Annotated in this window: 21 protein-coding genes and 1 pseudogene; 8 read left to right on the forward strand and 14 right to left on the reverse strand. The window is 57.5% G+C overall.

Features of this window, described 5'->3' with window-relative positions; genetic code table 11:
• Positions 1-190: 190 nt before the first annotated feature.
• The 6 genes from AOA60_RS09940 (at position 191) to AOA60_RS09970 (ending at position 4,633) form a co-directional block, all read left to right on the forward strand.
• Positions 191-751: a TetR/AcrR family transcriptional regulator gene (locus tag AOA60_RS09940; RefSeq protein ID WP_029290777.1), complete on the forward strand. Its 561-nt coding sequence runs from the start codon at positions 191-193 to the stop codon at positions 749-751.
• A 702-nt stretch (positions 752-1,453) separates the two neighbouring features.
• Positions 1,454-2,008 (forward strand): OsmC family protein, encoded by a 555-nt coding sequence (locus tag AOA60_RS09950; RefSeq protein ID WP_029290780.1) that lies wholly within the window; start codon positions 1,454-1,456, stop codon positions 2,006-2,008.
• Positions 2,009-2,080: 72 nt separating this feature from the next.
• Complete coding sequence (locus AOA60_RS09955) at positions 2,081-2,854, forward strand: SDR family NAD(P)-dependent oxidoreductase (RefSeq protein ID WP_029290782.1); 774 nt, start codon at positions 2,081-2,083, stop codon at positions 2,852-2,854.
• 92 nt (positions 2,855-2,946) lie between these two features.
• On the forward strand, positions 2,947-3,537 hold the full coding sequence (locus tag AOA60_RS09960; RefSeq protein ID WP_029290784.1) for a TetR/AcrR family transcriptional regulator: 591 nt from the start codon (positions 2,947-2,949) through the stop codon (positions 3,535-3,537).
• A gap of 3 nt (positions 3,538-3,540) precedes the next feature.
• Positions 3,541-4,239 carry a DsbA family oxidoreductase gene (locus tag AOA60_RS09965; protein ID WP_029290786.1) on the forward strand — a complete coding sequence of 233 codons (699 nt, stop codon included), beginning with the start codon at positions 3,541-3,543 and terminating at the stop codon, positions 4,237-4,239.
• A 64-nt stretch (positions 4,240-4,303) separates the two neighbouring features.
• Complete coding sequence (locus AOA60_RS09970; RefSeq protein ID WP_029290787.1) at positions 4,304-4,633, forward strand: co-chaperone YbbN; 330 nt, start codon at positions 4,304-4,306, stop codon at positions 4,631-4,633.
• A 29-nt stretch (positions 4,634-4,662) separates the two neighbouring features.
• Here AOA60_RS09970 and kefC read toward each other — a convergent pair whose 3' ends face one another.
• The 5 genes from kefC to AOA60_RS09995 all read right to left on the reverse strand — a co-directional run bounded on the left by kefC (position 4,663) and on the right by AOA60_RS09995 (position 8,849).
• The gene (gene kefC, locus AOA60_RS09975; RefSeq protein ID WP_099584281.1) at positions 4,663-6,489 is read right to left on the reverse strand and encodes a glutathione-regulated potassium-efflux system protein KefC; all 1,827 of its coding nucleotides are present in this window, start codon (positions 6,487-6,489) and stop codon (positions 4,663-4,665) included.
• Positions 6,490-7,011 (reverse strand): glutathione-regulated potassium-efflux system oxidoreductase KefF, encoded by a 522-nt coding sequence (gene kefF / locus AOA60_RS09980; protein WP_099584293.1) that lies wholly within the window; start codon positions 7,009-7,011, stop codon positions 6,490-6,492.
• A gap of 108 nt (positions 7,012-7,119) precedes the next feature.
• Positions 7,120-7,338 carry a 4-oxalocrotonate tautomerase family protein gene (locus AOA60_RS09985; RefSeq protein WP_029290791.1) on the reverse strand — a complete coding sequence of 73 codons (219 nt, stop codon included), beginning with the start codon at positions 7,336-7,338 and terminating at the stop codon, positions 7,120-7,122.
• A 30-nt stretch (positions 7,339-7,368) separates the two neighbouring features.
• Positions 7,369-8,475: an alkene reductase gene (locus AOA60_RS09990; RefSeq protein WP_099584282.1), complete on the reverse strand. Its 1,107-nt coding sequence runs from the start codon at positions 8,473-8,475 to the stop codon at positions 7,369-7,371.
• 41 nt (positions 8,476-8,516) lie between these two features.
• A complete protein-coding gene (locus AOA60_RS09995; protein ID WP_053481123.1) occupies positions 8,517-8,849 on the reverse strand; it encodes a carboxymuconolactone decarboxylase family protein in 333 nt (110 codons plus the stop codon).
• Positions 8,850-9,287: 438 nt separating this feature from the next.
• Here AOA60_RS09995 and AOA60_RS33850 point away from each other — a divergent pair.
• Positions 9,288-9,811, forward strand: a pseudogene (locus AOA60_RS33850) (IS5/IS1182 family transposase); the annotation flags it as partial.
• Positions 9,812-10,129: 318 nt separating this feature from the next.
• On the opposite strand, the gene AOA60_RS10005 reads toward AOA60_RS33850, so the two are convergent.
• The 6 genes from AOA60_RS10005 to AOA60_RS10030 form a co-directional block, all read right to left on the reverse strand.
• Entirely contained in the window at positions 10,130-10,969 is an 840-nt protein-coding gene (locus AOA60_RS10005) for an ABC transporter ATP-binding protein (protein ID WP_099584283.1), read from the reverse strand.
• Positions 10,957-11,760: an ABC transporter permease gene (locus AOA60_RS10010; RefSeq protein WP_099584284.1), complete on the reverse strand. Its 804-nt coding sequence runs from the start codon at positions 11,758-11,760 to the stop codon at positions 10,957-10,959. Before AOA60_RS10010 ends, AOA60_RS10005 begins: the two co-directional genes overlap by 13 nt.
• Positions 11,761-11,773: 13 nt before the next feature.
• Positions 11,774-12,760, reverse strand: a complete 987-nt coding sequence (locus AOA60_RS10015; RefSeq protein ID WP_099584285.1) for an ABC transporter substrate-binding protein — start codon at positions 12,758-12,760, stop codon at positions 11,774-11,776.
• A 385-nt stretch (positions 12,761-13,145) separates the two neighbouring features.
• Complete coding sequence (locus AOA60_RS10020; RefSeq protein ID WP_099584286.1) at positions 13,146-14,780, reverse strand: GMC family oxidoreductase; 1,635 nt, start codon at positions 14,778-14,780, stop codon at positions 13,146-13,148.
• Entirely contained in the window at positions 14,777-16,177 is a 1,401-nt protein-coding gene (locus tag AOA60_RS10025) for a cytosine permease (protein WP_099584287.1), read from the reverse strand. The genes AOA60_RS10020 and AOA60_RS10025 overlap by 4 nt, the downstream gene beginning before the upstream one ends.
• 33 nt (positions 16,178-16,210) lie before the next feature.
• The gene (locus tag AOA60_RS10030) at positions 16,211-17,701 is read right to left on the reverse strand and encodes an aldehyde dehydrogenase (protein ID WP_099584288.1); all 1,491 of its coding nucleotides are present in this window, start codon (positions 17,699-17,701) and stop codon (positions 16,211-16,213) included.
• 273 nt (positions 17,702-17,974) lie between these two features.
• Between AOA60_RS10030 and AOA60_RS10035 the strand changes: the two genes are divergently transcribed.
• Positions 17,975-18,880 carry a LysR family transcriptional regulator gene (locus tag AOA60_RS10035; protein ID WP_099584289.1) on the forward strand — a complete coding sequence of 302 codons (906 nt, stop codon included), beginning with the start codon at positions 17,975-17,977 and terminating at the stop codon, positions 18,878-18,880.
• A gap of 103 nt (positions 18,881-18,983) precedes the next feature.
• Here the strand turns inward: AOA60_RS10035 and argE are convergent, their stop codons facing one another.
• The 3 genes from argE to AOA60_RS10050 all read right to left on the reverse strand — a co-directional run.
• Entirely contained in the window at positions 18,984-20,147 is a 1,164-nt protein-coding gene (gene argE, locus AOA60_RS10040) for an acetylornithine deacetylase (protein ID WP_099584290.1), read from the reverse strand.
• A 30-nt stretch (positions 20,148-20,177) separates the two neighbouring features.
• Entirely contained in the window at positions 20,178-20,852 is a 675-nt protein-coding gene (locus AOA60_RS10045; protein WP_081569073.1) for a DUF1028 domain-containing protein, read from the reverse strand.
• Positions 20,853-21,023: 171 nt separating this feature from the next.
• Positions 21,024-21,476, reverse strand: a 453-nt coding sequence (locus AOA60_RS10050; RefSeq protein WP_143522417.1) for an aminotransferase class III-fold pyridoxal phosphate-dependent enzyme, incomplete at its 5' end; no start/stop codon positions are given.

Below are 21,476 nucleotides of genomic sequence, written 5' to 3' on the forward strand. Positions count from 1 at the left end.
GTTCTCACCGATCGTTTGAACGCGCCGCGGACGTTTGTCCTATGCCGCGTTTCCGTACAGGCCTCAAGATGGAAGAAGCATTCCGCAGGAGGCACAAAGTATAGGCAGCTCAGTACTTTGCAAGGCGAACGCTGTCTTATGAGGTGTGACTAATTTATGATGTCTAGATGATAAATTTGGATACACGATCATGAGTACACGTTCAGACCTTTTGACCAGCGCCGAGGTTCTGCTGCGCACGAAAGGCTATGCGGCCTTCAGCTATGCCGACCTTGCGGACGACATCGGCATTAAAAAAGCGAGTATTCACCATCACTTCCCGACCAAGGAAGGCTTGGCAATTGCCATCGTCGAGAGCTACCTGTTCCGGTTTAAAAAGCAGCTGGACGCTATCAATGATGAACACGTCAGTGTTGTCGACCGGCTGAATGCGTTCGCCTTGATGTTCGCACACAGCAGTCTAAACGGGATGCTCCCACTCTGTGGAGCCCTCGCCGCAGAGCTTCTGGCCCTGCCTGAAAGCCTCAAAGAAATGACAAAGGATTTCTTTGAGATCCATCTCACTTGGCTCCAAGCAAACATTAAGCAGGGTCAAGATCGAGGAGAGCTTAAAGCCGACCTGGATGTAATCAGAGTTTCAAGGTTCATATTGAATACTTTGGAAGGTGCGAGCTTTGTTTCTTGGGCGATGAGCGATGATTACGAGAAATCTTCGGGATTTGATTTGATTTTATCTACCCTTCGTCACTGAAAACTCTAGCAAGCACACTTATCGACTCTATCGCTGCATTCCCTTTCCAGGGGGCATCTTTCATCGCTGTATCTTTAGTACATCTTTCAAAAGCTTCTCGATTTGGTCGCCTGCCAAGAGCAGGCGGCCTTGAGTTATTTGATTCAGGGCCGCGTGCCGATCTACGCTTGTATCAATTAGTGCAGACTAAAATCCACCGAATAGATCACTCGGTATTATCTGGTGTGCGGTAGATTTGCAGCCAATGACGCGAAGGCTTGCTTGTAGGCGGCGCTTTTTCGTGATCGCGAATTGTACAGTACCGTCCATGCTTAGCGACGACCGCGCTCTTGGCTGCGTTCAAAGTGACTTCTTGAAACGAACCTCCATCTCGCCCCAACACGTGCCCTGGTGCATAAGCAGCCATAAAACCTCCCTGATTTTTATCCATGTGGTGACGGCCTTATGCCATCAATTCGTACGATCACACAAATTTCACCCGATGCATAGAGGTGTGAAAGATCGTTTCATGGCGTCGCTTTCGAAGTGACTCTGTTGGTCACGACACTCACTGTGTTGTCATCAATATTCCCAATTCCTCTATGCAGCCTAGCTTTTCAAAACTATTGGTATCGTCACCTCTCTTGTAAACCAACCTACTACTTGGTAGGCTTGTTTCTCTTCCGGTCTAATCGTCCGGCTTATCTGAAGAGGAACGTCCACATGAGCAGCAACCTGAATGGTATCGATGTCGCCGCACTCCAGAATTTCGCCGAAGGCGTTGCTGGTGATGCGACCAAGCGCCACGCAAGCTTCAACGTTAAAACCGCTTGGAAGGGTCAGACCCGTTCTGTAGCCAAAGTCAGCCGTTACAGCTTGGCCGGTGAGACCTATTCCCGCGATTTTGAAATTGCAGCCGATGAGCCGAATGAATTGCTGGGCGAGAACACCGCGCCCAACCCTCAGGAGCTGCTGATGGCTGCTCTAAACGCCTGCATGTCGGTCGGCTATGCCGCCAATGCCGCAATGATGGGCATCAAGATTCACAGCCTGGAAATTGAGACCGACGGCACTCTCGACCTGCGTGGCTTCCTGGGGATCGACGAAAGCGTTAACCCAGGCTACGACGAGGTGAGTGTCGTGATTCGCCTGCACACAGATGCTTCGCGTGAGCGTGTTGAGGAGCTGCACAACGTGGTGCTCAAGACTTCGGTCAACTACGCCAACTTCTCTAAAGCCATCCGCATGCTCCCTAAGCTCGAAGTCATCGAAGGCTAACTGTCCTGGTCACAGGTCAGCACGGCACCTGGCCGCTGACCACCTCTCACTTATCTGATACCGGAGTCTGTAATGGACGATTTTTTTAAAGGCAAAAAACTGTTGGTCGTCGGCGGCACGAGCGGCATGGGTCTGGAAACAGCGCGCCAGTTTTTAAAGGCGGGTGGCAGCGTGGTTCTCACCGGCAGTAAACAGGATAAAGCCGATGCTGTGCGCGCCGAGCTGAGTCCGCTGGGGAACGTATCAGTGATCGTTGCCAACCTCATGACCGAGGAAGGGATGAATCATGTACGCAGCGAAATCAATGCCAACCACAGTGACATCGGCTTTATGGTGAATTCTGCAGGCATATTCATTCCGAAGCCTTTCATCGAGCACGATGAGGCTGACTACGACATGTACCTGGATCTGAACCGCGCCACATTCTTTATCACGCAGGCAGTGGTCAAAAATATGCTTGCTGCCAAGCGCGAAGGCTCCATTGTCAACGTCGGTTCGATTGGCGCGCAAGCTGCGCTGGCCGGCTCTCCAGCAACTGCTTATTCGATGGCCAAGGCGGGCCTGCACGCAGTCACTCGAAACCTGGCAATTGAATTGGCTCACTCAGGTATCCGAGTCAATGCCGTTTCGCCTGGCATCGTTCACACCTCGATCTATGAAGGCTTCATGGACAAGGAAGCGATCCCGGATGCGATGAAGTCGCTAAACGATTTCCACCCACTGGGTCGAGTCGGTGTTCCTGAAGACGTCGCCAATACCATCCTCTTCTTACTATCCGATAAAACCTCCTGGGTGACCGGTGCTATCTGGGATGTTGATGCAGGGGTGATGGCGGTACGTGCCTAAACACCGAGGCAAGCGCTGCGTGAAGCGCCTCTCATTGGGGCGCGTTCCAGCAGTTGCTTCGGTGACAAGGGTGCTGGCTGTAGGAGTTTCAAATGTCTATCACGACAAAAGCCGCGCTGCTGAGCTACGCGGAAACCCAGATGCGCTCAAAGGGTTACTCAGCGTTCAGTTACGCGGATCTCGCAGCGAAAGTCGGTATTAGAAAAGCCAGTATTCACCATCACTTTCCTACCAAGGAGTGCTTAGGCGCGGAGCTTATCAACGACTACATCGCTCGGTTCAACGAGACGTTGGTGTCAATCGAGATCATGCATCCCGAGCCACAGCAGCGCTTACAGGCTTTTTCCCGACTTTTCGTGATAAGCGCGAATGAGGGGCTGCTGCCGTTATGCGGCGCCTTGGCGGCAGAAATGGCTGCGTTGCCTTTGTCGCTCCAAGGCCTCACAAGGGACTTCTTCAATTCGCAGCTCACCTGGCTCCAAAGCACCCTCAATGACGCAGTCCGGCAGCACAGCTGGTTGCTGGGAACATCTGTTGAGCACTTCGCTTTCATGCTGCTGAGCATGCTGGAGGGAGCAAGCCTCATTGATTGGACACTGGGTCGCTCAGCCGACCCGTTGGCTGGCTTTAACCATCTGCTTGAAATAGCCGCAATGCAATCTTCACTTCTCCGTGCAGGATAAATTATGCAAACCCCTTCGAAAAAATATGTAGTCGATATCTGGTCTGATTATGTGTGTCCTTGGTGCTGGATTGCCAAGCGTCGTTTTGAAAAAGCGCTCGAAAACTTCCCGCAGAAAGACGATGTACAGGTCAACGTTCGGGCCTATCGACTGGCTGCAAATCACGCCCCTGAACCGATGGTCGCAGCACTGAAACGTAAGCTCGGCAACCCAGATTCCGCAGCAGCGATGATGAACACTGTGAGTAAATATGGCCAGGCCGACGGGCTGGATTACCGCTTCGACACTATGATGTTCGGCGATACTGCTGATGCTCATGTCTTGGTGAAAGCGGTTGAAGACGGGGCAGTGAAAAAGCGCCTTGTGGAAGCGCTGTACGAAAAAAGCACCAGCCACGGTAAGTCACTTTTTGATCGCGCCAGCTTGGCGGTGATTGCGAAAGATGCAGGTGTGTCGGATGCGGCAATTCAATTGGCGTGGTCATCTGTAGAACTGCGCGTAGAGATGGAAGCGGATGAGCATTTCGCCGCCCAGTTGGGTTCTGGCGTGCCTCTCTTTGTCTTCAACGAAGAATTCTCTGTTTCCGGTGCACAACCTGAAGCTGCTTTTCTTGACGCGCTCAATCAAATGGTAGAAAGCGCGAAAGTCGACGATAGCTCATTGATAGGCCAAGTCTGCGGCGTCGATGGCTGCAAAGTTTGATCGGCAACGGAACGTGGCACTCACAAGGTGCCCCCTTTTCCTTAACACAACACGTGAGACCCAAATGAGCCGTATCGTTGAGTTGAGCGCTCCCCAATTTGCCCGCTTTGTTGCCAAAGGCAGCAGTGTCGTACTGTTCTCAGCATCTTGGTGCAAACCTTGTAAAGAGATGAAGCCAGTCTTCGTGGACTTGGAAGCAAAGCTCCATGCTCTGGCAGTGTTTGGAAAAATTGATATTGCGGTATCACCGACGATTGCGCAGATGTATGGCATTCGTACTGTGCCGTCCTTGGCAGTGTTCCACGAAGGCCGATTGTTGAAAGTCTTCGCCGGGTCTAAATCAGTTTCAGCCTTGAAAAAAGCAATCGTCACTGAGCTGGAGGACGCTAGCTAAACAAGCATCCTCCTCGACCGGTAAGTCAGTCAGCTATCTGACTCGCTGCGTGGAAGGCTCACCTTTCCTGGGCCTGCGTCAATTGGATGAGCGCGATCTTCATTGAATATTTCCGTTAGTAAAGCGTTGGCTCGTTTGTAAGCGTCGTACTTGAATTCGGTATCGTCCTCGGGCTGAGCGGCCATCTCTTCTAGCATTTCCAAGTTAAGGCGACGGAATCGATCCGCACGCTCACGAGCTTCGTAGCGTCCTATCCCGAGTTGCTCCAAAGCCCTGCGCCCCAGGGACAATGCGCTTTCAAATGTCTCTCGCTCGACTTCTTCCACACCCATCTGACGTAGGGTAATGATGTGCCCCATATCTCGAGCGCGCACCACCAGTTTTAGGGATGGAAAATGCTCCTGGGCCAACTTGGTCAGTGCCAGGTTATCGTCTTGATTATCGATGGCGTTGATCAGCACCACGGCTTGGGCAGCACCCGCAGCGTGCAGTAAATCGAGGCGGGTGGCATCCCCATAGAACACCTTGACCCCGAACTTACGCAGCGTCTCGATATGGTCTGGATCATGATCCAAGACCACTACCTCAAAACCACAGGACATCAACAGACGCCCAGCGATCTGACCGAATCGACCGAAGCCAGCAATGATGACCCGAGGATTGCTCTGATCAATGGTGTCAGCTTCATTACTGCCCTGTTTGCTCGACGACTCCAGGTGATTGAGTAAAAGGATCAACAAAGGCGTCACGCACATGGACAACGCCACCGCTAGCGTCAGGCTCTTACCCCAAGGGTCGACCAGGATGCCGGCGACGGTCGCTGCGCCAAATACTACAAAGGCAAACTCACTGCCTTGGCCAAGGAACACCGCCTGCCATGAACGCTGGTCACTTGGGACATTCAGGAAGCGACCCAGGAGCTTGATCACGAGCAGCTTGATCAGGATGAAGCCCAAGGTCAAGGTGATGACTTTCAGCGGCGAATCGATCAGCGTGCCGAAGTCAATCGACATCCCTACACCGATAAAGAACAGACCCAACAACAGGCCTTTGAAGGGTTCTATATCGCTTTCCAGAGCATGGCGATACTCCGAGCTGGCCAAGAGAACGCCGGCTAAGAACGCGCCCATGGCCATGGATAAGCCGGCCTCTTCCAACAAGAGGCCGAACCCAAACACCAGGAACAGTGCGACGGCACTAAAGATTTCTCTCAGGCCTGAGCGCGCTACAAAGCGAAGGACTGGCCGAGAGACGTACTGACCCAAGAGAATCACTGCGACAATTGCACCCACGATTTTGGCAATGGACAGGGCCAGCTCTGCACCTGAGGGCGTACCACCGTTTGCGGCCAGCAGTGGGATCATGGCAACTAGGGGAATCGCCGCGATGTCTTGGAAAAGCAACACGGCGAAGCTACTGCGACCCACGGCGGTGGAGTTCATGTTTCGCTCGCTCATGGCCTGCATGGCGATAGCCGTCGAGGACAGGCTCAACGTCAGCCCTACCAACAACGCAGCCGTCCAATTCAAGCCAAGTACAGCGCAGAAAATTGCGATGGCCGCGCCGCATGCCAGCATCTGCAACGCGCCGCCGCCGAAGACCATGCGGCGCATTGCCCAAAGGCGCTTGGGATCGAGTTCGAGACCAATGATGAACAGCATCAACACCACGCCAATTTCAGCAAAGTGCAGGATGGACTCCACGTCGGTCACAATCTTCAAACCCCATGGGCCGATCAGGCAGCCGGCTGTCAGGTAGCCTAAAACCGGGCCAAGCCCTAACCGGACGGCAATTGGGACTATCAAGGCAGCGGAGCCCAGGTAGATAAGCATTTCAATCAAACTGTGAGTGTCCATTCAATCTTCCCTCCATGACGTCAGGCGCTCGCCATAATTCTGGATCTGTTTAAGCAATGCGGTTTGATCTGCTCTGTAAGCACCATGGACTGCGACTGGACTCAACCAACGCATCCCGCAGTAATTCGCCGTCGCCTGAATGGGCTGGGACAGCACCGCAAAACCTGGGTGGTCGCCGCCTTCAAAATGATCATGCTCACCGCCAGTAGTCACGGCCCACAGCATTTTTTTGTTTTTCAAGGCAGTAGCGCCCGCGCCGTAGGCCCAGCCCTGTGTGAAAACCTTATCGATCCACAGCTTCAAGAGAGGTGGGTAGCTATACCAGTACAGAGGGTGTTGCAGAACGAGGAGATCTGCCTGTTCCACCGCCCTCTGCTCAGCTTCAACGTCGATATTGAAATCGGGGTACATGTCGTACAGCGAACGGATTGCGACATCGGGATTGTTGGCTGCCAGCTTGAGCATCAACATGTTGACGTTAGATTTATCAGGGTAAGGATGGGCGTAGATGATCAGAATCACGGAGTAGTTCCCACAAACCTGGCGTTCTTTAAGAACGGAAAAAGCTCCCTGTTCGTTGAGCATAACCGCACTCAACGAACAGGGAGCTAATGACCTGAAGGAGAAGCCTTACTGACCGGCTTGCAGCTTCAATACTTCCTGCGCGGTCACAGGTTTGCCACCAATACCCCAGTCTCCACTTTTCACCTCTTCGAAGATGACCCACGTGAGGGCGCGCATGTTTTCGCCTTCAACCGACACCATAGCGTCAGTCACTTTGCGAATCACTTCAGCCTTTTGTTCGTCGGAAAAAACGCCTTCAATCCCTTTGATAGTTACGAGTGGCATGGTGTTCTCCTAAATGTTTGTGAAGGAATATCAGGCTTTGGCGGCTGCGTATTCCGGATAGTCGGTGTAGCCCTTATCAATCGAACCGCTTACGCCGTAGTAGGTCGCGCGATCACCTTCGGCCAATGGCCAATCGTTCTGCATACGCTCTACCAGATCAGGGTTGGCAATGTAGGCTGTGCCAAAAGCAATCAGATCTAGCTCGCCTTTAACCAGCTCAGACTCTGCGATCTCTTTGGTGAAGCCGCCCGCAGCCATCAAGGTGCCCTTGTACGCTTCACGGAATGCAGCGCCGAAACCTGGTGGCGTTTGCGCGGCGAGGATGGTCGGTTGGTAGTTCAGGTGAACAAATGCCAGCTCTCTTTCGTTGAGGGCAGCTGCCATGCTCATCCAGGTTTCTTCTTCGCCTTCGTACACACCGAAGTCGTAGAGGCGACCAAAAGGAGAGAAGCGCACACCGATCTTCGATCCGCCGATTTCAGCAGCAATCGCATCAATGGTTTCCAGAAGGAAGCGCTGACGGTTGGCAATGGAGCCACCGTACTGATCAGTACGAGTGTTCAGGGCGCTGCTCAGGAATTGGTCGAACAGAAAGCCGTTGGCTGCCATGATTTCGATACCGTCAAAGCCGGCGTCCATGGCCATTCGTGCAGACTTCACGAAGTCAGCGATGACGCGTTTCACTTCTTCAGTTTCCAGTGCACGTGGAGAGCTTGGCTGTACAGGGCCAGATTTGCCGGGCTCGATCCAGGCATACACCGTGGTATCTACCGCAGGCACCGTGCCCGAGGAGACTGGCGCCATGCCGTGTACCGAGGTGTGGGACATACGGCCTACGTGCCAGAGCTGCGCAAAAATCTTCCCGCCCTTGGCGTGCACCGCGTCAGTCACTTTGCGCCAGCCTGGTAAGTGCACATCTTCGTAAATGCCAGGGGTGTACAGATAGCCGCGAGCCTCATCGGAAATAGGCAGGCCTTCGGTGATCAGCAAGCCGGCAGAAGCTCGTTGTGCGTAGTAAAGCGCGTTGGATTCATTCGGAATGTTGTTCAAGGTTCGGGTGCGAGTCATAGGGGCCATGACAACGCGGTTTTTCAAAGGAGTACCGGCTAGATCGTAAGGAGTGAACAGCTTATTCATGATTTATCTCGACGTCGTTGAAGGGGGGATTCGGCGTTTGATTAGGACTTGTCGAACGCGTCGAGTACGTGGGTGCTATAGACCATTGCAGCCCCGGCGTTCATGTTGATGGCCACACCCAAAGCTTCAGCTACCTCTTCACTGGTTATACCGAGCTTCTTGGCTTCAGCAGCATGGAAGGCAATACAACCATCGCAGCGGGTCGTCACGGCCACTGCAAGGGAGATGAGCTCGCGAGTCTTGGCGTCTAGATGGTTGGTTTTCCCACCGGCGGCGCCGAGTGCGGCCATGCCTTTCATCGTTTCCGGCGACAGGCCGTTGAGCTCTACCAAACGAGTATTGATGTCTTTGCGGGTTTGCTTCCAATCTTGCATGGGATTCTCACAGGGATGGCGTTGTTTGTAGTGATTTAAAACACTAAACAAAGCTACCATCCAGTTGGTAGGTTTTCAACGGTTCTGTGGTGATTTTCACTATCAACGCAATCGAATAAACGGTTTATTGTTTGTTTTATGAAAGAGGTTGCGAGCGGCACGTTGGAAGAGCGGCTGTATCAACTCTCATGCTCATGTATGTTTTCTGAAGTACAGGCCTACATGAATGTAGCTGAGGCGTCTGGTTGATTCGCGGTGCGACTGCTTATTGATTTGCTACCGCGCTCCCAGCTTCCAAGGGAGCTAAGACTCTAAGTCTTTGCTTTTAGAAAACATCCCATCCGGCAGCAGCCCACCTGCTAGCTACGCGAGCACTTGAGGCGCAACAGATGGAGGTATGCTGATCTGCAAGAATCGACAGCCCCTGAGCCAAGTGCCGTGCGGCTGGAAGAGAAAATCGGCAAGCTCGAAACTCAAATTAAGGAGCTTCGGGCGCACGAAGTCCAGCTCAACGACTCTCCGGTCACACAGGTTTCACTGACCGATCCAGACAGCCGTCGATACCCAACACCATTTGATCGTTGCACATGAGGTCACTAACGTCGGTCCCGACTGCGATCTACTCAGCTCGATGGCCATGCAGGCCCGCGAGGTTGTAGCTTCAGAAAAATTTCTGTCGGTAGTGGCTGATCGAGGTTACTTGAAAAGCGAGGAGATTCTTGCTTGTCACGATGCAGGCATCAATGCCTATGTGCCCAATCCAGATGACCTCTGGAGCCAAAGCGGATGGGTGTTTCAATAACGATGCCTTCATCTATGACGCGGCAAAAAAAGAATATATTTACCCGGACGCAGAAGCACTGATTTGGCGTTATACCAACGTTGAAACAGGCCTGACGCTGCACCATTACTGGAGTTCGAAATGCAGGGGATGCGCAATGAAACCGCGATGCACGTCGAATCGCTGCGCCCGTTTATTGCTTCGAAGTGATCAAACAACCAATTCGACCGTCCAGAGAGGGTTAGAGACTCTCAGGCAAGCCAAAAAACATTTTGACTGGGCTCTAGCACGGTGTTTTCAGGCGCAGAAAATTCAAATGTGCCCCCAGTTTTGTCCCCAGTGCATCAGGCCACGCGAGTGGCGATTTTCGGCAGAGCCAGATGGATTCAGATGGCTTTGAGCGTACGCCTAAACTGGGTGTCATCTCTATGGCGGCGCACTTTAGCACCGCCCGCCGATCCATGGCGGTAGTACGAAGGTATTAGCAGTTCTAGCGGATTCAGTGGTCGTGGTCTTCCGGCCCGTCATGCAGTAGATGGAAGATGTTGCGCTTCATGCGGATGAATTGCGGGTCCATCACCATGTCCAGGTTGCGCGGGCGGCCGATGGGCACGTCCAGCACTTCCTTGATCCGACCGGGACGGGCGCCCATGACGAAAATACGGTCGCCGAGCAGGATCGCCTCGTCGATATCGTGCGTGACGAACAGCACGGTTTTCTTGCTGTGTTCCCAGACCTTGAGCAGCAGTTGCTGCATCTGCAGGCGAGTCTGGCTATCAAGCGCGCCGAACGGCTCGTCCATCAGCAGGATTTGCGGGTCGTTCGCCAGAGCTCGCGCAATGGCCACACGTTGCATCATCCCGCCGGACAACTGCTTGGAGTAGTTGTCGGCGAAGCGCAGCAGGCCGACTTCGTTGAGGTAGAACTCGACGATTTCCTTGCGCTCGGCGGCGGGCACTCCACGGCGCTTGAGGCCGAACTCAATGTTCTTGCGCACGGTCAGCCACGGAAACAGCGTGTAGCCCTGGAACACCATGCCGCGATCGGCGCCAGGGCCGTCGACTTGCTGGCCACCGACGTAGATATCGCCAGAAGTCGGTTCGGCCAGGCCGGCGGTCAGATACAGCAGGCTCGACTTGCCGCAACCGGACGGGCCAACCAGCACGGCGAACTGCTGATCGGGAACATCGAACGAGACGCTGTCGAGCGCCGTGAAGGTGCTGCCCGATGGCGTCTGGTATTGCAAGGTGACGTTATCGACCCGCAAGCGTGGAGTGGCCGAAGCTGCCACGGGAGTCGGGCAAAGCTGAATCGGCGAAGTTGCAGTTACAGAGCCCATGCGGCCACCTTCAAGCGAAGAAGTCTGAAAAGTTGATCGGTGATCAGGCCCAACAGGCCGATGACCGCGATTGCCAGGAAAATCACGTCGACCTGAAACCCGCGCATGGCCTTGAGGCTCAGGTAACCCAGGCCGCTGGAGGCGGCGACCAGTTCGGCGACAACCAGATACGTCCAGGCCCAGCCCATGGTCACGCGCAGGGTGTCCAGCACGCCTGGCAGTGAGGCCGGGGCTATGACGTGCAGCACCGCGTCCGTGCGGCTCGAGCCCAGGGTGTACGACGCGTTGATCAGGTCTTTGGAAATCCCTTTGGAGACGTCGGCAATCATCACCAGTTGCTGGAAGAACACCCCGAAGATGATGATCGACACGCGCTGTTCCAGACCGATGCCGATCCACAGGATGAACAGCGGCACGAACGAGGTCACTGGCAGGTAGCGGATGAAGTTGACCAGCGGTTCGAGGAACGCTTGCACGACCCGGAAGCTGCCCATCAACAGGCCGATGGGCACGGCGACCACCGACGAGATGATGAAGCCGACCATCACCACTTCCACGCTGGCCCACACATGTGGGCCGAGGGTGCCATCACGGGCCAGGCGCATCGCGGCATCGAAGACCGCGCCCGGTGTCGGCAGGAACATCGCCGGCACCGCGCCGCCATAGGAAAGAAAGGCCCAGAGGCCAATCAACAAGGCCCAGGCCAGACCGCTGGCGCTCCAGATCACCTGCACCGGCAGGCTGGTCTTGGGCGTCAGGCAACGGTTCAGCCACGAATTGCGCTTGGACATGAGGTGCTCCTGGTTATTTCGGGCTGATGAAACGGTTGTCGATCAGGTCGCTGTAGCTCACGTTGTACGGCTTGCCCTGCAACTCGCTGGCGGTTTCGTTGGCCAGTTTGATGACCGTGGCGGCGTCGCCGGTGCTGCCGTTGCTGCCCAGCAGTTTTTCGCTCATGGCCTGGTCGTAGAAACGCACACCCTTGGCTGCGGCTTCCAGTTCAGCCGGGTCGGCGAGGTAGCCACCCACGCCCTTGGCCATGATCGCGTAGGCTTCTTTCGGGTGGTCCTTGGTGTACTGCACGGCTTTGTACAGGCCCGTAACCAGCGCCTTGACGTCAGCCTGTTGCTTGTCGATCACATCGCAGCTCAGGGCCACGACATCGACGATCACACCCGGCGTGGTGCTGCTGTCCACCAAAACCTTGCCCTGCTGCTTGTTGCGCACGGTAGTCAGGTGCGGCTCCCAGGTCACGGCGGCCGGTACGCGACCGGCGATGAAGGCGGTGGCGGCGTCGTCGGCGGTCATGTTCTGGATGGTCAGGTCGCTCATCTTCATGCCGGCATTTTTCAGCAGGTAGTTGAGCCAGAACTGCGACACCGAACCTTCGTTGACCGCAACCGCCTTGCCCTTGAGGTCCTGCAGGCTGTTGATGTCTTTGCCCACCAGCACACCGTCGCCGCCATGGCTTTCATCCAGCGCGGCCACGGCCTTGAAACAGAACTGTGGACGGTACTTGAGGATTTCATCGAGGGTCGACGCCGAACCGGACAACTTGCCGGAGGCTTGAGCGGCCATGTACATCGAGGCTTCTTCGATAGTCGGCAGCTCGACGGTCAGGCCGCCTTCCTTGAAGTAGCCCAGATCCTTGGCCAGGTACAGGGTGCCGTAACCCACCCAGGTGGTGTGTCCGATGGACAGGGTGCCGGCCTGGGCGCCGCTGGCGATGCCGGCAGCCATTGCAGTCAGGGCCAGCGGACGCACGCAGCGCGATACGAAAGACTTGATCATTGAACACTCCCGGATGGTGATTTTTTAATTCGAATATGTCTCGGGGCAGTGGGGCTAGACGCCAAAAACTTGAAACGCTCGTGGCCTCTGACGGACCTTTTGCCTCTGTGGGGCAGGGTTGATGTTGGCCGATGTCGAGGGATACTAAAATTAGTAAATATGTGGTCCCTGATGAGGAAAAAACTGGGGTGGGAAAAGGTGTTCGAAGCTGGGGCAGGCGCAACAAAAACGCCGCTTCCCAGTGCAGGAATGCGGCGTTTACTGGCTTTGGAGCCCTTCTCGAAAATGGCCCGCGCCAGAGATCTGTGTCCCACAAGTACTGCGGCGCACCTGGGCTGGGCGGGTAGCGCACGGTCCGTGGGAGGAAGCTTGCTCGCGAAGCTTTTCAGCTGATTGCGGCGGACATGGTGGTTTCTTTGATAGCGCTCTGAGTACTCTCACGCAAAATCATCTCCGCCGCCTTCTCCCCGATCATGATGCACGGGGCATTAGTATTGCCGCTGATCAAGGTCGGCATGATCGAGGCGTCGACCACTCGAAGGCCTTCGATACCGTGTACCTTCAGGTCCGGCCCGACCACGCTCATCGGGTCGACCCCCATCTTGCAGGTGCCCACAGGATGGAACACCGTCGCCGCGTACTCACGCACGTAGGTCATCAGTTGCTCGTCGGTCTGCACGTCTTTGCCGGGGAGCATCTCTGTGCCGCGAATGCCGTCGAATTGCTGATCGGCAAGGATCTTGCGCGCCAGCTTCAGCCCTTCGATCAGCACTTTTGCGTCTTCAGGGTCGGACAGAAAGTTGAAGTCAATGACCGGCTTGCCGCTCCGATCCAGGCGCAACTCGCCAATGCTTTTAGGTCGCAACACACAGGTGTGTACCGCATAACCGTGGCCCCATTCGAACAACCGCCCGCGATGGCTGCGATAACCCGGCACGAAGTGAAACTGCACGTCGGGCAGCGTCTCTGCCAGAGGCGTGCGCGCGAAGCCACCGGCTTCGACGTAGTTGGTGGTCAGCCATCCTTTCTTGCCGAGCACATAGCGCAGCGGCGACAGCAGAATGCTCGGCAACGAACCGAGGGAGAAGCCCAGGGTCAGCGGGCTTTTCGAGCGTACGGTGATCAAGCCGTCGAGGTGATCCTGCAAGTTTTTGCCGACCCCGGGCAGGTCATGCTCGACCTTGATCCCGGCGTCTTTCAGTTCGCCGGCCGGCCCGATACCCGAGGCCAAAAGCAGGCTCGGGCTGGCGAGAGAGCCAGCCGATAGAATCACTTCGCGACGCGCAGTCAGACGGGTTTGCTGTCCCTGCGAAACCACCTGCACGCCCTTTGCCACACGCTGTTCGAGGATCAGCGATTGCACCGCGCAATCGGTGATGACCGTGAGGTTGGGGCGCTCGAGCACCGGCGCAACAAAGGCGCGATAACTGGACAGGCGTCTGGCGTCTTTCTGGGTCAGGTTGTAGATGCCACAACCCTCAAGCTGCTCGCCGTTGAAGTCATCGTTGCGGCGAATGCCGACCTTCTGCGCGGCTTCGACGAACAGCTGCGACACCGGGTTCGGGTCGCGTGCGGCTTCAACGTTCAACTCGCCATGAAGGCCATGCAGACGCGAGTCCTGACCGAGGCGGTTGTTCTCGGATTTCTTGAAGAACGGCAGCACGCTGTTCCAGTCCCAGCCTGGGCAACCGGCTTCGGCCCAGCGGTCGTAATCGCTGGCATGGCCGCGAATGTAGATCATGCTGTTCATCGAACTCGAGCCACCCAACGCCTTGCCGCGTGGGGTGTGCAGGCTGCGGCCGTTGAGGTTTTTCTGCGGCGCGGAGAAGAAATTCCAGCTGTACTTCTTGCTCTTGTACAGCGTGATGGTCCCGGCGGGCGTCTGGATGCGCAGGTTGTTGTCATGGCTGCCGGCCTCGATCAGGCAGACGCTGACGGCCGGATCCGCACTCAAACGGTTCGCCAGCACGCAGCCGGACGAACCGGCGCCGACAATGATGTAGTCGAAGTCGGTTTTCATGCGTTCCTCCCGAGGACGCTCAGCGCCTGTTTGCGGCCGCGGCGCTGACTCGCCACGTAGTAGACCGGCGAGATCACCAGCAGCCCGACGATCCACGACACGTCGGCGCCGCCCATGGCCTTGGCGATCACCCCGGTGTACAACTCGGTGGCCATGAACGGGATCTGCACCAGAATGCCGAGCACGTAGCAGCCCACCGCCGTCCAGTTGAAATAGCCATAGATGCCGCCATCGCGACGGAAGAACGAGGCCACGTCGTAGCTGCCGTGAGCGACCAGGTAGTAGTCCACCAGATTGATCGCGGTCCACGGCACCAGCACGTAAAGCAGTAGAAGAATGAAGTTGGTGTAGTTGGCCATGAAGTCGTCCTGCCCCAGCAATGCCAGGGTCAGCGAGATCGAGAACAGCACCAGCGCGGTGATCGCGCGGGAGAGGGCGCCCGCCGACCATTTCGGCACCAGCGTCTGACCGACCGTGATCGCCGAGAGCGTGCCGCAATACAGGTTCATCGCGTTGGTTGCGGCGATGCCGATGGAGAACACAGCGACCACCAGCGTCGCGATGCCGCCGGTCATTTCGATCAGCCCGGCAATAATGTCGCCTTCGACGCACAAACCGACGACCACCCCCAATGCCATCGGCAGGATCGAACCCAGGCAGCAGCCCCAGTAGCTGGACCAGAACGCGGCCTTGCCACCGGTATCGGCGGGCATGTAGCGCGAGTAGTCCGAGACATAGGGCGCGTACGCCAGTTGCCACAGGGCCGCGATCGACAGGGTGCCAAGGAAGCCCGCCAGGTTCATTTCGTTGCGTTGCAGGAAGTCTGCTGGCAGGCCGTGCACGGCGATGATCCAGACGAAGCACAGCAGCAGAATCGCGCCGGACAGATAGGACATGATGCGCGTGTAGGCGTGGATCAGGCGATAGCCGAACACCGTCGCGACGACGCTGATCAGGCCCACCAGCACGATGCCCTGATTGGTACTGAACATCGCGTAGCGGCTGTGCAGCGACTGCCCGCCGAGCACCAGATTGGAGGCGAAGAAGCCCAGATACATGATCACCACCAGGGCGACCACCAGCAGCGAGCCGTAGGAGCCGAACTGGCCGCGGGTCTGGACCATCTGTGGCACGCCCAGTTGCGGGCCTTGCGCCGAGTGCAGGGCCATGAAGATCCCGCCGATCAGGTTGCCGAGAATCAGTGCGGTCATTGCCGCCATGAACGGCAGCTTGAATACGGTCACCGCCAACGCGCCGGTGACCACGGTCAGCAACATGATGTTGGAGCCGAACCAGATGGTGAAGAGATCGCGGGCGCGGCCGTGACGCTGATCGGCAGCGATGGGCTGGATGGTGCTCAGTTCGAGGGTTGCTGCGCTTGGTTCGTTGTTAGTCATGCGGATTCACTCAATTTGTTCCAGGGCGACGACTCAGCGCAACTGAAACCAGGTGGTTTTCAGCTGGGTGTATTTGTCGAAGGAATGCAGCGACAGGTCGCGGCCGAAGCCCGATTGCTTGCCGCCACCGAAGGGCACGGTCACGTCCAGAGCGTCCACGGTGTTCACCGACACGGTCCCGGCATTCAGGCGGCTGGCCACGCGATGGGCGCGGTTGAGGTCATCGCTCCACACCGATGCGGCAAGGCCGTAGATGTGATCGTTGGCCATCTGCACGGCCTGGTCTTCGTCGTCGAACGCAGTGATTGCAAGCACCGGGCCGAACACCTCTTCGCGGGATAGACGCATGTCCGGCGTGACGTGTGTGAAGAGGGTCGGCTGAATGAAATTGTTCGAGCCGTTGATAATCACCCGGTCGCCGCCCGCCACCAGACGCGCGCCGCTGGCACCGGCGTCGGCGATGTAATCCATCACCCGCGCCGCTTGAGTGGAATCGACGATGGCGCCCATTTTACTCGAAGTATCGAGCGGATCGCCGGGCTGCCAGTGCTGCGCCTTTTCGATCATGCGCTCGACGAACTCGTCATGAATCGAACGCTGCACCAACAGCCGCGAGTTGGCCGAGCACACTTCGCCCTGATTGAAGAAAATCCCGAAAGCGGCTTTCTCGGCCGCCAGATCCAGATCCTGACAGTCGGCGAACACCAGATTCGGGCTCTTGCCACCACACTCCAGCCACACCTGCTTGAGGTTCGACTGCGCGGCGTATTGCATGAAGTATTTGCCGACCTGCGTCGAGCCAGTGAACGCCAGCGCATCCACATCCGGATGCAGACCCAGCGTGCGACCGGCGTGTTCACCCAAACCGGTGATCACGTTGAACACGCCTTCCGGTACGCCCGCTTCAAGCGCCAGTTGCGCCAGACGCAGTGCCGAAAACGGCGATTGCTCGGCGGGCTTGAGGATCACGCTGTTACCCGCCGCCAGCGCTGGGGCCAGCTTCCAGGCGGCCATGTCCAGCGGGAAGTTCCACGGCACCACCGCAGCGATCACGCCCAGCGGCACGCGGGTGATGGTCGCCAGGGTGCCGGGCCCGGTGGGCGCGACCTGATCGTAAAGTTTGTCGAGGCTTTCGGCGTACCAGGCGAAGACGTGGGCGGCGCCGGGAACATCAATGCTATAGGCGTCCATCACCGGCTTGCCCATGCTCAGCGAGTCGAGCAGTGCCAGTTCTTCGCGATGGGCCAGAATCAACTCGGACAGGCGCAGCAGAATCGCCTTGCGCTCCTTGGGCTGCATGCGCGCCCACGGGCCGCCTTCAAAACTCTTGCGCGCGACGCGGACAGCCAGGTCGACATCGGCATCCGAACAGGCCGCCACGTTTGCCAGTACGGCGTTGGTGGCGGGGTTGATGACGGCGAACGTCTCACCGCTCTGCGCCCGATGAATGTTCCCCGCGATCAGAGAAGCGTCGATGAAACGCTGGTGTCCGGCAAGGCGTTGCCAGCTTTTGAAATCCGTCACTGCACACACTCCTTCAATGGCCTCTGCGGGCCATGTTCACGATCAGTGATGCTGATAGTGGGCGATGTGACGGGGGCAGGAAATTATTAAAAATGTCTTCGCTATCGATAAAAAAACTCGCCAATAACGCACCTTTGCGGTGCGTTGCGCGCCGTTTTGGGGTCAGTTTTTTTAGCTTCAATGGGCAGGAATTTGCTTGTTTCTCAGAGGCTTTGAACATCGCAGAATAGCGCGCAAGATCCGAGGTCACGGTTCAGCGAATTCGAGGTAGCAATGGCAGCCTACAACCTGCGACAACTCAAGTATTTCGTCACTACGGTGGAGTGCGGCAGCGTCGCCGAGGCGTCCCGCAAGCTGTACATCGCGCAGCCCTCGGTCTCCACCGCGATCAAGCACCTGGAAGAAAGCTTTGCGGTGCAGCTGTTCATTCGGCACCACGCTCAGGGCGTGTCGCTGACGCCCAGTGGCGCACGCTTCTACCGCAAGGCCCAGGAGCTGTTGCGAGTGGCCCACGAGTTTGAGCAGAACGCCCTGGCGGACAACGATGTGGTGGCCGGGCAAATCGATATCGGCTGCTTCGAAACCGTTGCGCCGCTGTACCTGCCTCGCTTGATTGCAGGGTTCCGTGATCGTTGGCCGGGAGTGGAAATCCGCATTCGCGATGGCGAGCAACAGGAACTGGTGCAGGCGCTGACCTCGGGCAGCATCGACCTGGCAATCCTCTACGAACACGATCTGGACAGCACCATCGACACCGCGCCGCTGATGGCGCCGCAGCAGCCGTATGCGCTATTGCCAGAAGGTCATCGCTTCGCCAATCAGGCCAAGGTTTCGCTCAACGATCTGGTGTTGGAGCCGATGGTGCTGCTGGACGTCCAACCGAGCCGGACCTATTTCGTCAGCATCTTCGAAGAGCGCGGACTGACTCCGCACATTCAGTTCAGCTCGCCGTCGATCGAGATGGTGCGGGGCATGGTCGGGCGCGGGTTTGGTTTCTCTATTCTGGTGACCCGGCCGATATCCGATCTCACTTACGACGGACAGAAAGTGGTGTGCGTGCCGCTGGCCGAAGAAGTCACTGGCTCAGGATTGTCAGCCGCCTGGCTGCGTCGTTCGCAGCTGACCAAACCGGCGCAGTTGTTTGTGGATCATTGTCGGGAAGAGTTGGCGCCGAAGTAGCGCCTGGAGTCCGACATTTCACCTCTTTAGCCGCACGGCTTGCCGGCGGCGGCATATTCAAAGCCGCTACCGCCGGCAAACCGAGCGCCGCCCGGTCGTACGGCTAAAGAGATTGTGTTGACTGGAGAATATCGACGATCCGCCGCAACATCGCATCACACCCATCCAGCTGCTCGACACTGACAAACTCATCCGGCTTGTGCCCTTGGTCCATGCTGCCCGGGCCGCACACCACGGTGGGAATGCCGATAGCATCGAACAACCCGCCTTCGGTGCCGAAGGCCACGGTCGTGAACTCATCCGAACCACAGAACTGCGCAATCAACTGCGCCGCCTGGCTTTTCGCGTCGGTGACCAGGCCGGGGTACGCGGACAGCTCGGAGAAGCGGATGTCACTGCGTGCATTTACAGCGCGCATTTTCGGCAACACATGGGTCTCGGCGTATTGCTGAAGCTGCTCGGCAACGTCACGCGGACTCTGCGCGGGCAGCGCACGGACCTCGAAATCGAAGCGGCAGTCGGCCGGCACGATATTCAGCGCCTTGCCGCCACTGATCACCCCGGTCTGGACCGTGGTAAAAGGCGGATCGAAGCGCGGGTCGTGCAGATCCTCAGCGCGCAGTGTCGTGCCGATGCGGCCCAGCTCACCGATCAGCTCGGCGGCGTACTCGATGGCATTCACACCTTGAGGCGAATACGCCGAATGGCAGGCCGCGCCATGCACATCGCAACGCATGGCCAGCTTGCCTTTATGGCCCAGCACCGGCTTGAGCTCGGTGGGTTCGCCGATGATGCACAGCAGCGGCCTGACCGGCCATTGCTCAAGCTCGACGAGCAATGAGCGCACGCCCAGGCAACCGACTTCTTCGTCATAGGACAACGCGATGTGCACTGGCCTGTTCAACGGTGCAGCGAGCAGATCGGGGACCGCCGCCAGCACGCAAGCGATATAGCCTTTCATGTCCGCCGTACCGCGGCCGAACAGCCTGCCGTGGTGCTCACTGAGTTCAAACGGAGCGACCGTCCAGGGCTGACCGTCCACCGGAACCACATCGGTATGCCCGGACAGCACGATGCCCGGACGATCTGCCGGGCCGAGGGTCGCGAAGAGGTTGGCCTTGCTGCGCTGCTCGTTATAGATCAGCTCGCAAGGCACATCGAGTTGCGCCAGATAATCGCGCACGAATTCGATCAGTTGCAGATTCGACTCGCGACTGGTGGTGTCGAAAGCCACCAGCGCCGCCAACAGATCCCGGCTTTTGCTCATGTGTCGATCCTTGTCTGGTTCACCGGCGCCTTATTCGTCACCGGGCACGCCATAGCTCGGCGCCTTGGTCGGGTCGAGGGCGCGGGTGATGTAGTCCTGCATCTGCGGGCTGTAGTCGCTCCACAGTTGTGCCAATTTGCCGATAGGGTCTTCATCGGCCCAATCCACGCGAAGGTCGACGATGGGCCAGGTCAGTTCGCCCACCACCACCAGTGCCGCGGAATGTACCGGGCCTGCTTCGCCACCGGCGGCGACGGCTGCCTGCATCGCGGCGATCAAACGGTCGGCCAGCTGACCGCCGCTGTTTTCGAACGTCTGCACCAGTGCTTCGATGACAGCGCGATCAGCGAGCATGTTGCCTGCGCCGACGCATTGTTCGCCGGCCAGGGCGTTGTGCGTGCCGAGGGTTTCGCTGCCGCTGAAGTGCGCGGTCTGGCCCAGGTGGTCGATGGCGGTCAACTGACGAAACTGGCTGTAGCCGTTGCTGGTCAGGGCTTTGTCCAGCGCCTCGGCCGGAGACAGGCCGTTTTCCATCTGGTCGAGCACTTGCGGGCCGAGGGCGGGAAGGGTGATGTTCTGCGTGGCCACCGCACCCACTCCCGGACGCAGCCAGGGGCAGCGCGCACCCACGGCTATGCTGGAAGAGCTGATGGCGATGCCCAGTTGTCCTGTTTCGGCGCAACGGCCGACGATTGAAAACGTCATGATGTGTTCGTCCTGTTCCGTCCTGACCTGCCATCCGCCGACCGGAGCGCGGGATACGCCGCCCGGTCGGGGATGGGACATGACTGCATTCTGTCGATGCGCAGGCGTTGGCGAAACGAGGTTTTTTGTGGAGCCTGGTTACGGAAAAACTTCTCAGCCAGTCGTGCCTGCTTACAGGCGCCCGTACTCGCGGGCGGTGCGGTCCACCGCGATGCGAGTCTTGTCCACCAGTTCGTCCAGTTCAGCGCGGGTGGCGACCAACGCCGGCGCCATGATCATGCGTCCCAGGGTGGAGCGGATGATGATGCCTTCCTCAAACCCGATGGTGCGGCAGCGCCAGGCCATGTCGTTTTCGTTGACGAAGCGTTTGCGCGTGGCCTTGCCTTCGGCGAACTGCAACGCAGCCACCAGCCCGATACCTTGAACTTCACCCACCAGCGGGTGATTGCCGAACACCTCTCGCAGGCAGTTCTGCAAGTACGGCCCAGTGTCGTTTTTCACCTGCGTCACCACGCCTTCATCCCGCAGCGCCTTGAGGTTGGCGATCGCCACCGCCGCCGCCACCGGGTGCCCGGAATAGGTCAGGCCGTGGGCGAACACGCCGCCTTTTTCAACCAGCGCTTC

Origin of the sequence: Pseudomonas sp. 2822-17, from assembly GCF_002742485.1 — a bacterium.
GTDB lineage: Bacteria > Pseudomonadota > Gammaproteobacteria > Pseudomonadales > Pseudomonadaceae > Aquipseudomonas > Aquipseudomonas cyclaminis.